Origin of the sequence: Streptomyces sp. NPDC006458 (genome assembly GCF_040612135.1) — a bacterium.
In the GTDB taxonomy this organism is placed as follows: Bacteria; Actinomycetota; Actinomycetes; order Streptomycetales; family Streptomycetaceae; genus Streptomyces.
The window spans coordinates 632,286-644,557 of record NZ_JBEXPR010000001.1 but is presented as its reverse complement, the minus strand read 5'-3'; the positions used below and the strand labels follow the sequence as shown (position 1 = coordinate 644,557).

Here is a 12,272-nt window from a genome sequence, read left to right as displayed (position 1 = left end):
CTGGGCCGGACGACGTAGTCCGCCATACCGGCGCCGTACAGGTATCGAGCCAAGGGTCACACCGTCCAGGAGATCGTCGTAGCGAGCACGGAGTCAGCCGCGGTCATGTCCGGGTGCTGCGTCAGCCAGATCTGGCCGGCCCGCTCGGACGTGGTCGGGTAGATCGTCAGGTTCCCGATGCGGATGCCGGTGATGTAGACCGGCGCGTAGTGGTGCAAGGCGGGCCGGTAGTCGGCCGGGATGAGCAGGGGCAGCCGGGAGTCGTAGGCCGCCGCCAGCGTGGCGGTGCGATCAAACGTTGCGGTCCGCAGGGTGACCAGGTCCCCGGTACGGGTCACGATCGACGTGCCGCGCTTGCTCCACGACGCCACCGGAGAATCGGCTTCCGTGTCCACCCGCGGCCGGTACAGCACGACCCAGGCAGAGCCCGACCACTGGTACACCCGGCCGGTGTCGTTCTCGTAGCACAGCTCGCCCTGGAGCGGGCTGGGATTGCGGGTGGTGGAGGTACACGGCCTCACGCGGGACCCCACGTACAACTCGTTCCGGCGGACCGTGACCGCTGCCGCGCCCGACAGCACGGTCACCTCCGCGAGGGGGATCTCGTAGAAGCCGGAGTCGCCGGTGTCCTGCGTAAGTGCTGGCGGTCCCGCCCCGGGGGTGCCGTCGCTGACGACGGCGCGGACGGTCCAGGTCGAGCGGTCGAGACGTAGTACGACGCGGTCAACGCGAGTCTGGCCGCTGACGTTGGCGCCGACGGGCAGGGTGCTGGAAGTGGGTCCGGACGTCCAGTGGTGACCGCGGACCGAGGCCGCCATGTTGGGCCGGACGCGGACGTTCAGCCCGGTGTCCTCGGTGATGACGCGGGCGCTGCCGGGCGTGCCGTACACGCCGTCGTCGGACCAGCGCACGGACATCGCCTCGAACTCCGGGTCCGTTACGGCGCGCGCGTTGTAGGCCGGGGACGGCCACGAGTTCTGTGCCATCGGGCTACCTCGCCTCCAATCGGCCGAGCCGTCGGCCCAGCTCTCGTACCAGCCGCACCATCTGCGGATCTGTCGTTGCGTCCGGAGAGCCCACGAGCGAGGTGACGCGCTCGCCCTCGGCCGGCGTGGCGTGCAGGGTGATCGAGCGGACCACGTCGGTGACCTCCAGCCCGGTCGGGAGCGCCACCGTCACCCGGTCGCCGAGGCCGAAATCACGGCCCGCGCGGAGGTCTTCGGTGTCGACGGTGACGGTCGCCAGCTCCACGGGCGCGGCCCCCTCCGCGAGCGCCCGAGTCCCCTCCTGGGTGAGTTCACCGTTGTCGTTGCTGTCGGCGCCGCCGTCGACCAGCTGCTCGACACGCCACCAGGCGGAGGCCGCGGCCGTGCCGGCGACCTCCACATAGGTGCGGGGAAAGGCGTCGGCGGAGGCCGCGACAAGCGCGTGCGTGACGGTAGGCGCGCTGTTCTTGAAGCGGACCCCGCGCAGGTTGCCGAGGCCCTCCGAGAATCGCGCCGTCGCCGTTCGGTCGACGGGCTGGTACACCTCGAACTCGATCTGCGTCGTGGTCTGCCGGGTGCGGAACCCCAGCCCGCCGCCATCGATGGCGACGCGACGGCAGACGTCAAGCAGCCTCTCCAGGCGGGTGTTCACACTGATCGTCGTGCCGACTCCGGCCACCGCGCCGAGGGCGAAGCCGGGGATACGCCTGGCCACCAGCGCTCCGGGCCCGCAGTTCTCGTTGACCAAAGTCCGCAGGATCGTCTCAGCGTTGGTGGCCGTGATCTGCCGGGCCGTCTCGGGCTGTGCGGACCACGCCGAGCCGGGCGCGGGCCACGTCAGGTGTCCGGCCGGTCGGGCAAGGTCGTCGCTGAAGTTGAGGGTGACCGTGCCTGGCGGGGCCTCGCCTTCGCCACCGATGCCCCAGGAGTAGTCCTGGGCGATCTCCATCGGGCCGGCCATCCACACCTGTCCGTCACGGATGACGACGATCCGGTTGCCGGGCTGGAGCTGCGCCATCACGTACGGGTGCGCGGTCAACTGGACTTGTCCGGAGCCCGGTTCGTTGAAGCGGCTGGTGGCCTCCACTGACAGCCAGCCAGCGAGGGGGTCCCCCTGCACAGTGAGGGCCTGGTCCGTGACGAGGAGCTGGATCGCCAACAGCCCATCACCTCCTGAGATCAGGCGGTTTCGTACCGCGGGTAGAAGGACAGGTCGATGGCGCTGCCGGGGCCGCTGCCGTCGAGCTGGAAGGTCACGGCGTTGTCGCCTGGGGCGAGCCCCCAGAGCGAGGCCGAGGGCCAGTCCAGCGCGCCGACCCAGTTGCTGCCGTCCTGGTAGCGGACCTGCGGCGGGTCGGTGCGGATCGTCACCTGCTCCCCCGCGAGGAGGTTGCCATGGCCGATCTCAGGGGCGTCGGGGTCGAGGATGAAGCTCTCGCCCGTGCCCTCGTGGGTGACCGTGATCAGCGAAGCAGGCCCGGTGATCACCCAGGTCGGCCACACCGTGACGTCGCCCGGGTTGGTCATCGTCGTCTCGCCGAGGATCTGACTCGACGACACGGACGGGAACGGCTCGAAGAAGTCCTCGCCGACGCCCTGTTCGCGGTGCACGCCGACCGAGACGACGTCCACCCAGTACGGGTCCTCGCAGTAGAGCGACAGCACCGCACGGTCCGTGATCCAGCCGGAGCCCCGTGACCCCTGCCCCTCGAAACCGGTCTGGTAGAGAACCTCGATGCGGCGGCGGGAGCCGTCCGGGCGGGCGACCTCCAACACCCCGGGCCCCTCGCGCAGCGTCCTGGTGAACGCCGTCGCCAGCGCTCGCCAGCGCTGCACGAACTCCATATGCGTGTCCCCACAGACATGGAGCGGCCAGACGATCGTGCGGGCGAGCGCCTGCGCATGCCGGAGACGCGCGCCCCCGCGCGGGTGCGGGTCGGTGGACAGCTCGTACGGCGCGGCCCCCAGACCGGACACTCCCTCAGCGAGGGTGTACCAGCCCAGGGCCCGCGTCGTCAGCGGCCACACACCGCCGGCCGGGTCGTAGTAGGTGACCACGGCCCGGCCGAGGTCCGGCAGCTCGATGACCCCGCCGCCCGGTGGTGTTCCGGGGTCCGGCGGGGTGGTGACGGCGGCTGTGAGCAGCGGCATTTACCGTGGCCTCCCCACCCTCGCGAGCGCGTCCTGACGACGCTGGAGCCCGTCGAACTCCTGCATGGTGATCGGGCGAGTCGTCAGGTTGTAGTGGTTGTTCGTGGTGTACGCCCTCTGGTCCACGCCGCCCGCCCTCGCCTGACCGCCAGCCGCGGTGGACACGGACAGCTCGCGCGGAGTCGGCGTCGCCACCAGGCTCGCCATCGACCGGTCGACCGCCCGACGGCCGGACTCGATGCCCCGGCGCAGGCCTGCGGGGATGAACGCACCGAGGCGCGCCATCACCCGCGACGGCGACTTGATGCCCAGCTCCTTGCGGATCGCCTTCGACATGCCGCGGGCGATGACGAGCATCTGCTGCTCGATCGCCGTCTGCTGCGACTTGAGGCCCCGGATGAGGCCCTGCCCAGCCGCGATGCCCGTCGCGTACATGGCGTCTGCGGCGGTCTTCCCCGCGGTGCCTGCGGTCTTGACGAGGGCCGCCTGCTCGGAGTTGATCGCCTTGATCTGGCCTGGGGTTGCCGTGGCGAGGGCCGCCGCCGTGGCCGAGCCCTGATCGACTCCGGCCGCGGCGATCTGCGCGATCAGGTCCGCGCGGACGCCCTGGTCCTCCAGCTTGGCCAGGTTCTTGGTGAACTGGTCGGCCTGGACGCGGTCCCGCTGGAGGCGGGCGAGGATGCCCTGAGCGGTCTGCGGGCCCGTGCCCTGGGTGATGTTCGCCGAGTCGAGGATGCCCCTTCTCACGTCCGCGGCGAGCTTGTCGCGCTCCTTCAGCGTCTCGGCGACCTTCGCCTGAGCCGCCCTCAGCCGGTCCGCGACGCGGCTCTCCTGCGATGCCAGATCGAGGAGCCGCTTGCTGTCCGCGCTGATCCGGGACAGGGCTCGCGAGCGGGCACGGCCCGGACCGAGGGCCATGTAGACGATGTCCGCCAGCCTCGTGGCCGCGGCCTTGACGGCCTTCGCCTCGCCGGTCAGGCCGACCACAAGGCCCTTTGCAATCCACTGGCCCTGCTCTTTGGTGACCTTCGACGGTGAGGCGATGCCGAGGATGTCGGCGATGGGTCCGGGGATGTTGTCTGCGGCGAACGAGGCGACCTTGCTGGCCAGCCACGACCCCATGGACTGGATGCCGGCCCACAGGCCGCGCACGACGTCCTTCCCCTTCTCGATCAGGAGATCCTTCAGGGAGCCGATGGCCGCGTTGATGCGGCCGGGCCAGCTCATCATCCACGCGACCAGCGCGAGAGCCTTCGTGACGGCCCAGTCCTTCGCCGACTGGAACCAGCCCGAGACCCAGCCTGGGATCTTCGACATCCAGGTGACGACGGCGAGGACCCGGCCGACGGAGTCGCTGATCTTCTGGACGATCCAGCCCCAGACGATGCCCGTCCAGCGCTTGACCAGGTCCCACTTTGCGATCACCAACGCGACCAGGCCGATGACGACCGCGATGACCCAGCCCACGGGGCCCATTGCGATCAGCCACTGGGCTGCGACCACAGCGGCCCATGCCACGGCGCGAGCCGCCATGAGCGCGTACTGGGCGACCGTCACGGCGGCCACGCGCAGGATCGACACCAGCCACGTGGCCGTCATCCGTGCCGCCGACGCGGCCCACACCGCGGCCGTGCGCAAGGCGGTGGCCGTGGCCGATGCTGCGATCGCCAGGAACGAACCGACGGCCCGTACCTGCATCATCACCCAGGCGCCGGCCGTACGAAGCGCCGCGCCGGTCTGGATCGCTGCGCTCTTGATCGCTGCGGCGCCGGTTGTGATCCAGCCCCATACGACCCTGCCGGCGGCGACGGTCGCGGTGACGCCCATGAGCACCAGGGCCGGGACGAGGACTCCGGTGATGACCAAGGCGGCGATCTTGAATTCGAGGGAGTGCTCTCGCACGAACCGGCCGAGCCGGAGCACAGCGGGAATCGCCTCCCCGCCGATGAACTCCACCAGGCGCTGCATGGCGCCTCGTTGGAACTGCTCGATGTTCGCGGCCGCCGTGTCGTGGACACCCTTGCCCAGCCGATCCATCGCCCCCGCGGCCTTGTCCATGCCAGACGCGGCGGCCGCCGACGCGGGGTCGAGAGCGAACAATGCGTCGCCCATTACCTTGCCCGGGTCGCCGAACAGGGCGCCCGCCGCGTTCAGAGCGACGGTCTCGTCCTTGGCGTTGCGGAGCGCATCTGTGGTCATCTGGAGCGCTTCCTGGCCGGACTTGCCGCCCCTCTGTAGCTTCGCGGCGATCTTGTCGGAGTCGAGTCCGATGGACTTGAAGGCGTCCTCGACGGACTTCCCGCCAGCGAGAGCGATCTCGCCGAACTGGCCGATCGCGTCGGCGACTTGGTCCGAGTCTCTGGCGCCCTTGGCGATGGCCTGCGTCATCAGGCCGATGGACGTCTGACCGTCCAAACCGACGCGCTTGAACTGGACGCTGTACTCATTCAGCGTGTCGAGAAAATCATCCGACTTATTGATGTTTGTACTGAACCCGGCGGCGACCAGATCCAGGGCCTCGGTGGCATCCTTCGCCAGCCCCGTCCTGATCAATTGGGTCGCCGCGTTCGCCACCTGGGGCAGCTCCTGCCCGAACAGGTCGGAAAGGGTGGCGACCTTCGCGGACACCTTCTCGATCTCCGCGCTCGTCGCGTCTCCGTCGATCAGGCCCGAGCCGATGGTGGCGCCGATCGCGTCGGCAGCCGCCTGGAAGTCCTCGGTGATCGCATGCGAGTACAGCTGGCCCGCAATCTGCCCGTACCGCCGCGCCTGCTCGGGGGTCTTGCCCAGGGTCGCGCCGAGCCGGACCGTAATCTGCTCTTGGTCCAGGGCCTGCCCGAACGCGTCCATGAGGATCGCGCCGCCCGCGGCCCCAGCAGCGAGCGCGACCATCTGGAGACGGGACAGACCACTCTCCGCCTCGGCGACCGCCTCGTCCGCACCCTCGGCCACGCCATCCGCGAGGCCGTCGCCGACCGCGTCCCCCGCACGACGGCCCGCCCCCACGAACCGGCCCCGCGCATTGCGGAGTCGGCCATCGGCGCCGCGGACCAGGCCCTCGCCGAGCTGCTCGCCTGCCTCCTCACCCGCGCGTTCGGCGTCGTCGCCCATGCGCTCGCCGCTGTTGCGCATGGCGTTCTCCACGCGGCGTAGCGCGGGGTCGACCGCGCGGTCGTCGACGGACAGGATCGCGTTGAGTTCGCCGACGGTCAGCGCCACAGCGCCTCACCTCCTGGGAGTACGTGTCTTCTTCGGAGGCGGAGCGAAGTGCCGTGCGAGGCGGGACTCGGCGGAGAGCAGGCCGAGAATGCGGATCTGGAGCCAGCGCCAGGTCCGGACGCGGAGAATGCCGGACTCCACGTCGATGCCGTACTCGCTGTGGAGGTCGGCCTCGATCAGCGGCCACTGCTCCAGCAGCCGCTCCCACGTCAGGCCCGACGTCCCCCGCGTCCGTGCCTGCCGCGGCGTGGGGAGCCCGCCCTCGTACCACTCGTAGAGGCCGGTGACCGGGTCGAGCTCGCCTCGCCCGACTCCGAGGTAGCGTGCTTCGCCTGCGCTCTCCGGGCCGCCCGATTCGGGGCTTTTCCCGGCTGCTGGCCCGTCCGCCAGAACTCGGCCGCGGTCTCCTTGTCGGCAACGACCCAGAACATGCTGGTCAGCGCGACGTGCTTGAACTGGCCCCAGCGCACGCCGTCGTCGAGCAGCTCGTCATAGACGTCGCCCAGGCACAGCCGGTACAGGTCCCGCTCCTCGTCGTCGTCGAGGACCGGAGCGTCCGGCGCCTTCCCGCCGGCCGCGAGCCGGGCCGCGAGTGACGTGATCTTCTCGATCTTGATGCCGTCCTCGGCGGACGGGTCCTCGATCCGGTACACCCGGGTCTGCCCGTCGCGGCCGCTGACGGGGAGTTCCAGGTAGTCGTCGAGGAACTGGTCGAGCGCCTCGAACGTGCTGCCCGCCATCAGGCGAGCGGGTTCGTGATCGGGGTGAGCGGACCGTCACCGGTGAACGTGATCTCCACCTCGCCCAGCGCGGTGTACTCACCGCCTGCGGGCTGCCAGTTCGGGATCGCCCTGCCCATGTAGGCCTCGGGGAGGCCGTTGCGGTTCATGTAGCGCAAGTGGACCTTGTTGGACGAGCCGTACGCGAAGTGCGCCAGCCTGATCGCCTCGTGGACGGGGCTGTAGATCTTGGTGTCTTTGTTCGCCTTCCGGCGGATCGTGACGCTCAGCTCCCAGGCCTGGGCGGTCTTCTCGTTGGACGCCCAGCCGTCCGAGTCGTAGTCGGAGGCGTCCTCGATGTTCGGCTCGGACGCGGGCTGGAACTCGCGGACGCCGGGGCAGAGCTGCCAGTCGGGCGCCTCATCGGTGCCCATGTTGATCTCCAGCCGCCACTCGCGCGCGAGCTCGGTCTCCTCCGTGGGGGTGGACATGCGGTCCTCCTCAGTCGATCAAGTTGGGGCCGGACCGGACCGTCCGGACGTAGTAGTTCGCGACCAGCTCCATGCGGCCGCGGCTGTCCTGGCCGATCCAGGCCTGGCTGTTGCGCCAGGAGATCTCCACCCGCACGCCGTGGGCGTTGTACGAGCGGCGGTTGTGGAGGGCGGTGAACAGGCTGTTGGCGAGCTGGATCACGTCGAGCGCGTTCGTGCCCGCGCGGATGCGTGCCTGAATGCCCGTGACGGAGTCGGTGGAGTCGTCGTCCGCGACCGGGTAGGGGGTGAGGCCGATCGCTCGGTCTGGACCGTCTGGCACCCGCCCGAGGGTGATCGCCGTGGCGTCGGCGGGCAGCGGATCGACCGGCGAGTAGGCGCCGACGCTCTCCGCGGCAAGCAGCTCGGCGACGCCTTGCAGCAGGTCGGCGTCGTGGGTGGCGCCGCTCACCGAAGCGCCCGCCGCAGTTGGGCGGCGACCAGCGCCAGGACCGCCTCGCGTTCGGCGTTGAGGCTGGTTTCCAGGTACTTGGCTTCGCGCCCGGGCGCGTGCCGGTAGTCGAGCCGCTCATGCTGGGGAACGGCGTACGGGGTGTCGTAGCTGACCATCCCGGTCAGGCTCGGCTCGTCCACGCTTGCCGTGCCCGAAGCCTGGAGGGTCGCCTCGTCGAGCGGAACGCGGTCATTGCTGACGGCGAGGACGTGCTCCGCGCCGAGGTAGAGCCCGCGGGCGGCTGCCTGTCGCAGCTCCCGCGCGACGGGGCCCATGTTGGTGCGGAGGCGGAAGCTCTGCGGCACGGCGGCCCCCTATTCGAGTTGGATTTCCAGGTGGTCCGGGGTCTGGAGGCCCCTGCCGTTGCGCCGCTTGACGGCGATGACGGTTGTGATCCGGCCGTCCTGGAGGGTCACGCGGGACTGGGCCAGGACGGTGGTGTCAAGGTCCGCGTACGCGGTCGACGTGGAAGTGGTCTGCTCACCGCCCGGGCTCCGTACCATGCGGGTCTCCTCGTCGAGGAAGCACCGGACGGTGGCAGGGGCGCCGTACAGCGGGCCCGTGCTGGACTCGCCGTCGTACGCCTCGACGGTGATCTCGTGCCGCATCAGCCAGCGGGGGATCCTCACGTCGAGGTCACCGCCCCCATGCGGAAAATCTCGGGGGTCAGGTCCGGCGACTGGAGCGCGTCCCAGGCTGCGGGCGCGACCTGCCGGGCCGGGGCGTCCTCGCCCGAGACGGAGTTTGCCGACCGCCCCAGGCTCACCGAGCCGATGGACACCGACCCCCAGCCGACCGCGTCCGCGCCGGACGGGTCGCCGACCTGATCCCACCAGGCGACCTGCGCACACACCGCGTCGCGGACCGCCTCGACGACGAGGGGATGCGTCGGCACACCGGAGGTGTCGACGTCGTACATGCAGTAGCGCAGCACCTGCCGGTCCAGCATCCGCGACGCCTGCACCAGCCTGGCGTCCGTGCCGGACGGCGCCGGGGATGCACCGCCCGGGTAGGCCTCGTACTCGTCGACCGTCGCGTACACGCGGGCCATGCCATCCTCCTCTCCGGACACGCGACAGGGAGGCCCGCCTCCCCGGTGCCGTGGTCGCGTTACGCAGACGCGCCGATGATGTGGATGTCGTAGGTCACCGGCGTGCCGCTCCCGGAGTTGGCGACCTTCAGCTGGTCGCCCGTGCCTGCGGTGACCGCGTACCCGGTCGCATCGGCGAGGCCGGTGCCGACCGCGACGAACGCCCCCGGGCGCAGCGTCAGAGTGTGTGTGGCGCCGAGGAGTGTCGCCCACGGGCTCCCGGCCGCGGCGCCGACGATGACGTTGTTCGTGTTCTCGTCGTCCGCCGCGATAACGATGCCCTTGATCCGGGCGAAGGTGACCGCGGCACCGTAGGCGTCGAGCAGGACACCGGCGAGGTCCAGATCCTCGGTAGCGGAGGCGGCGAGGGTGCGCCGGTCGGACCACATCCGATCGGCTTTCCCCGCGCCGGTGCCCGACCCGAGGACCATCTTCCGGGCCAGGCTCTGCGGGGTCCGGCCGGTACCCAGGTCCAGTGCGGAGGTGAGCTCGCCTGACGCGGAGACGGCGACGGTTGCTCCCGATGAGAGCGGCATCAGCTGTCACCTCCGAACTGCTCGATCAGCTGCTCCTTGGTGAGGCCGTCGATCGCGGCCTCCTCGTCGGCGTCCCGTGCGCGGGTGCGCGCGTACGCCGTCCAGTCGCTCTTGGAGGCGGAACGGGCCGGGCGCTCGATGGCGTCCGGCCCGTTGCCGTCGCCTCCTCCGCCCGGATCGGCTGGCGCCTGGCGGCCGTCGGGGCCAGGTACCTGGGGCGCCTCCTGTTGGCCCGTGTCGGCAGGCGATTCGGCCTCCGAGGGCTCCTGAAGCGTCACCCAGTTCGGCAGCATCTCCAGCCGCGGCGAACGGTAGTCGTACTCGACGACGTCGCCCGTGTTCTCGTTGCGGTAGATGAACTTGGACATGGATGCCCCCGTCACGGCAGGTCGTTGACGTCGGCGTCGATCGCGATGTCCGCCTGGATGAGGACGGTCGTCGCGTCACCGCTGATGACGTCCAGGGACAGCACAGCGCCCGCAGCCATGTCGCCGGCGGTGCCGGTCGGGGTGGCGGAGGCGAAAGAAGCGTTGCCGGCGGTCAGGTTGGCTGCGAGGACGGCAGAGGCGCCGATCTTCGCGTTGACGGCCGCCGCGGCGCCACCGGAGCGGTAGCCGTGCAGCCGTACGACGGTGCACGGGACGGGGGCCCGCCAGATGGGCAGGGACTGGGCGCCGACCGGGGAGCCGGTCAGCCGGATGGACTGGGTGACGATGCGGCGCTGGTACGCCATGGGTTGCTCCTCGATGGCGAGGGGTGGGCAGAGGGGCGGCCGCCGCGGTGTGCGCGGCGGCCGAGGGGGGTGATCAGGCGTCGGCGCCCTTGATCAGGACCGCGCGGTTCGCGTCCAGGGTCTTCGTGCCGTACAGGCAGTCGACCGAGACGACCATCTGCTTCTTGTCCATGTCGTAGTCGCGGATCACGCGGAGCGCGAAGCCCTTGTAGTTCATGATCGCGGCGTCGAGGGCGCCCTGCGGAAGCTCCAGCGGACGGAAGGCGAGAGCGAAGGCCGTCTTGTGGAAGGCGACGTTGACCTCGGTGGTCGGCTGTCCGGTCGCAGGGGACTGCGCGGGCTGGCCGATGTTCTGCGACCAGTACGGGTCGAAGCCGCTCACGCGGGAACCGAGAGAGGCCTCCAGCAGGCCCTCGGTGGAGCCTCGCTTGTCGGCCTGCCGCCACGTCTTCTCGGCGGTCCAGCGCGCCTTGGTTGTCGGGCCGGTGATGACCGACCGCTGCGAGGCGGGGACGTTCTTCAGGTCGAGGACGTTGCCGGCCTCGATCAGGATGCGCGAGTCGGAGTAGGGGTAGTGGCCGCCCGGGTAGTTGTAGTCCTCGCCGGCCGTGTTCTCGGCGACGGCGCCGATCTCCTGCGTGATGTCGTCGCGGAGGCTGAGGACGTCGCGGTCGATCTTCTGGGAGATCGCTTCGAGGGCCGGGGTGAGGAGCTGCTCGTCGAAGTCGGTGATCTTCAGCGTCATGTCCTCGGACGTGACGGCGAAGGAGACGTCGGCGAGGTGGTTCAGCGTCATGTTGACGCTGGTCTCGTTCGCGGACTGGATGTAGATGCCCTCGGAGCGGACGTACTCGCGGGCGGTGAAGACGGCTGGCTTGCGGATGGTGATCGCGTCGCCGACCTTGCGGCTGAACTCGTCCTCGTAGTCCCGGTGGACGAGCGAGGCGGCGACCGTGGTCTCGTACAGGTTGGCGAGGGCCTGGCGCGCGATGACCGCCGCGGTCAGGAACGTGTTGGGCATTGCTACCTCCTGCTACCCGGCGCGGCGCTTACGGCGCTCGGCGCGGATGGTGTCGATGTCGTCGGGATCGGAGGAGCTCCCGGCCCCACCGTTGAAGTCGCTGCTCGTGCGCTTCGGCGCGGTCGCGACCTTGAGCTTCGGGTTGTCGTCGACTGCCTTCTTGATGGCGGCCTGGACGGCCTTCGCGAACCCCTCGTCGGACGGGTCGAGGCCCTTGATCGATGACAGGAACGCCCGGCTGTCGGTGAGGGCGTCAGGGTCGGCGCCGTACTTCGACGCCCCCCGGTACACCGCAAGTTCGACTGCGGTCTCCCTGTGTGCGGCGGTCGCCTGCTCGACCTGCGCCTTGAGCGCGGCCGGGTCCAGCGGGGCATCCTTGTCGTCCTTGATCAGGCCGAGTGCCTTGCCGAGTTCCTGCACGATCTCCGTGCGGGCTTCGTCAGCGGCAGCCTTCTTCGCGGACGTGCGGGCCTTCGCGGCCTCGCCGTTCGCCGCCTTGAGGTCCTTCTCCAGACGGGCGATTTTCGCGGCCGGGTTCTCGTCAGCGGCCTGCTTCGCGGGCGGCTTCGGCTTCGCGCCGCTGCCCTTGCCCGCGTCGTTGTCCTGGCCGTCGCTGTCGCCGGTCCCGCCAGCGACGTCGTCGTCCTGGTCGTCGTTCGCCCCGCTGTCGTCACCGTCCCCTTCGCTGCTGTCGGATCCGGAGTCGTCTCCGTCCCCGCCGTCGGCGTACAGGTACGGGTCGAAAGGGCCCGTGGGGTACGGGTGTGCCCAGCCGGTGCCGTGGCGGGCGAGGGTTCGCTTCTGCATGTCGTGCACTCCCGGTGCGCGTAGAG

At 70.2% G+C, this 12,272-nt stretch carries 15 protein-coding genes; all 15 read right to left on the bottom strand.

Annotated elements, in window-relative coordinates:
* Positions 1 to 56 precede the first annotated feature (56 nt).
* Positions 57 to 986, bottom strand: coding sequence for a hypothetical protein (locus ABZZ79_RS03130; protein ID WP_356685810.1), 930 nt, complete (start codon positions 984 to 986; stop codon positions 57 to 59).
* Positions 987 to 990: 4 nt separating this feature from the next.
* Positions 991 to 2,145 carry a siphovirus ReqiPepy6 Gp37-like family protein gene (locus ABZZ79_RS03125; RefSeq protein WP_356685808.1) on the bottom strand — a complete coding sequence of 385 codons (1,155 nt, stop codon included), beginning with the start codon at positions 2,143 to 2,145 and terminating at the stop codon, positions 991 to 993.
* Positions 2,146 to 2,165: 20 nt separating this feature from the next.
* On the bottom strand, positions 2,166 to 3,137 hold the full coding sequence (locus ABZZ79_RS03120) for a phage tail protein (protein ID WP_356685806.1): 972 nt from the start codon (positions 3,135 to 3,137) through the stop codon (positions 2,166 to 2,168).
* Positions 3,138 to 6,356 carry a phage tail tape measure protein gene (locus ABZZ79_RS03115; protein ID WP_356685805.1) on the bottom strand — a complete coding sequence of 1,073 codons (3,219 nt, stop codon included), beginning with the start codon at positions 6,354 to 6,356 and terminating at the stop codon, positions 3,138 to 3,140.
* Between the two features lie 209 nt (positions 6,357 to 6,565).
* Positions 6,566 to 7,096 (bottom strand): hypothetical protein, encoded by a 531-nt coding sequence (locus tag ABZZ79_RS03110; protein WP_356685803.1) that lies wholly within the window; start codon positions 7,094 to 7,096, stop codon positions 6,566 to 6,568.
* A complete protein-coding gene (locus ABZZ79_RS03105; protein ID WP_356685801.1) occupies positions 7,096 to 7,566 on the bottom strand; it encodes a hypothetical protein in 471 nt (156 codons plus the stop codon). The genes ABZZ79_RS03110 and ABZZ79_RS03105 overlap by 1 nt, the downstream gene beginning before the upstream one ends.
* A 10-nt stretch (positions 7,567 to 7,576) precedes the next feature.
* Complete coding sequence (locus ABZZ79_RS03100; protein ID WP_356685799.1) at positions 7,577 to 8,017, bottom strand: minor capsid protein; 441 nt, start codon at positions 8,015 to 8,017, stop codon at positions 7,577 to 7,579.
* A complete protein-coding gene (locus ABZZ79_RS03095; RefSeq protein ID WP_356685875.1) occupies positions 8,014 to 8,334 on the bottom strand; it encodes a hypothetical protein in 321 nt (106 codons plus the stop codon). The genes ABZZ79_RS03100 and ABZZ79_RS03095 overlap by 4 nt, the downstream gene beginning before the upstream one ends.
* Positions 8,335 to 8,373: 39 nt before the next feature.
* On the bottom strand, positions 8,374 to 8,688 hold the full coding sequence (locus tag ABZZ79_RS03090) for a hypothetical protein (RefSeq protein ID WP_356685797.1): 315 nt from the start codon (positions 8,686 to 8,688) through the stop codon (positions 8,374 to 8,376).
* Positions 8,685 to 9,110 carry a hypothetical protein gene (locus ABZZ79_RS03085; RefSeq protein ID WP_356685795.1) on the bottom strand — a complete coding sequence of 142 codons (426 nt, stop codon included), beginning with the start codon at positions 9,108 to 9,110 and terminating at the stop codon, positions 8,685 to 8,687. The genes ABZZ79_RS03090 and ABZZ79_RS03085 overlap by 4 nt, the downstream gene beginning before the upstream one ends.
* A 59-nt stretch (positions 9,111 to 9,169) precedes the next feature.
* The gene (locus ABZZ79_RS03080) at positions 9,170 to 9,685 is read right to left on the bottom strand and encodes a hypothetical protein (RefSeq protein ID WP_356685793.1); all 516 of its coding nucleotides are present in this window, start codon (positions 9,683 to 9,685) and stop codon (positions 9,170 to 9,172) included.
* Positions 9,685 to 10,053, bottom strand: a complete 369-nt coding sequence (locus tag ABZZ79_RS03075; protein WP_356685791.1) for a hypothetical protein — start codon at positions 10,051 to 10,053, stop codon at positions 9,685 to 9,687. The genes ABZZ79_RS03080 and ABZZ79_RS03075 overlap by 1 nt, the downstream gene beginning before the upstream one ends.
* Positions 10,054 to 10,064: 11 nt before the next feature.
* Positions 10,065 to 10,418 (bottom strand): hypothetical protein, encoded by a 354-nt coding sequence (locus tag ABZZ79_RS03070; protein WP_356685789.1) that lies wholly within the window; start codon positions 10,416 to 10,418, stop codon positions 10,065 to 10,067.
* Positions 10,419 to 10,491: 73 nt separating this feature from the next.
* Complete coding sequence (locus tag ABZZ79_RS03065) at positions 10,492 to 11,439, bottom strand: P22 phage major capsid protein family protein (protein ID WP_356685787.1); 948 nt, start codon at positions 11,437 to 11,439, stop codon at positions 10,492 to 10,494.
* 12 nt (positions 11,440 to 11,451) lie between these two features.
* Positions 11,452 to 12,246, bottom strand: a complete 795-nt coding sequence (locus tag ABZZ79_RS03060; protein WP_356685785.1) for a hypothetical protein — start codon at positions 12,244 to 12,246, stop codon at positions 11,452 to 11,454.
* Positions 12,247 to 12,272 lie beyond the last annotated feature (26 nt).

Excerpts from the sequence above, each read along its gene's own strand:
- ABZZ79_RS03130 (WP_356685810.1), bottom strand. The coding sequence starts at position 986 with ATGGCACAGAACTCGTGGCCGTCCCCGGCCTACAACGCGCGCGCCGTA.
- ABZZ79_RS03120 (WP_356685806.1), bottom strand. The coding sequence starts at position 3,137 with ATGCCGCTGCTCACAGCCGCCGTCACCACCCCGCCGGACCCCGGAACA.
- ABZZ79_RS03110 (WP_356685803.1), bottom strand. The coding sequence starts at position 7,096 with ATGGCGGGCAGCACGTTCGAGGCGCTCGACCAGTTCCTCGACGACTAC.
- ABZZ79_RS03105 (WP_356685801.1), bottom strand. The coding sequence starts at position 7,566 with ATGTCCACCCCCACGGAGGAGACCGAGCTCGCGCGCGAGTGGCGGCTG.
- ABZZ79_RS03095 (WP_356685875.1), bottom strand. The coding sequence starts at position 8,334 with ATGGGCCCCGTCGCGCGGGAGCTGCGACAGGCAGCCGCCCGCGGGCTC.
- ABZZ79_RS03085 (WP_356685795.1), bottom strand. The coding sequence starts at position 9,110 with ATGGCCCGCGTGTACGCGACGGTCGACGAGTACGAGGCCTACCCGGGC.
- ABZZ79_RS03080 (WP_356685793.1), bottom strand. The coding sequence starts at position 9,685 with ATGCCGCTCTCATCGGGAGCAACCGTCGCCGTCTCCGCGTCAGGCGAG.
- ABZZ79_RS03075 (WP_356685791.1), bottom strand. The coding sequence starts at position 10,053 with ATGTCCAAGTTCATCTACCGCAACGAGAACACGGGCGACGTCGTCGAG.
- ABZZ79_RS03070 (WP_356685789.1), bottom strand. The coding sequence starts at position 10,418 with ATGGCGTACCAGCGCCGCATCGTCACCCAGTCCATCCGGCTGACCGGC.
- ABZZ79_RS03065 (WP_356685787.1), bottom strand. The coding sequence starts at position 11,439 with ATGCCCAACACGTTCCTGACCGCGGCGGTCATCGCGCGCCAGGCCCTC.
- ABZZ79_RS03060 (WP_356685785.1), bottom strand. The coding sequence starts at position 12,246 with ATGCAGAAGCGAACCCTCGCCCGCCACGGCACCGGCTGGGCACACCCG.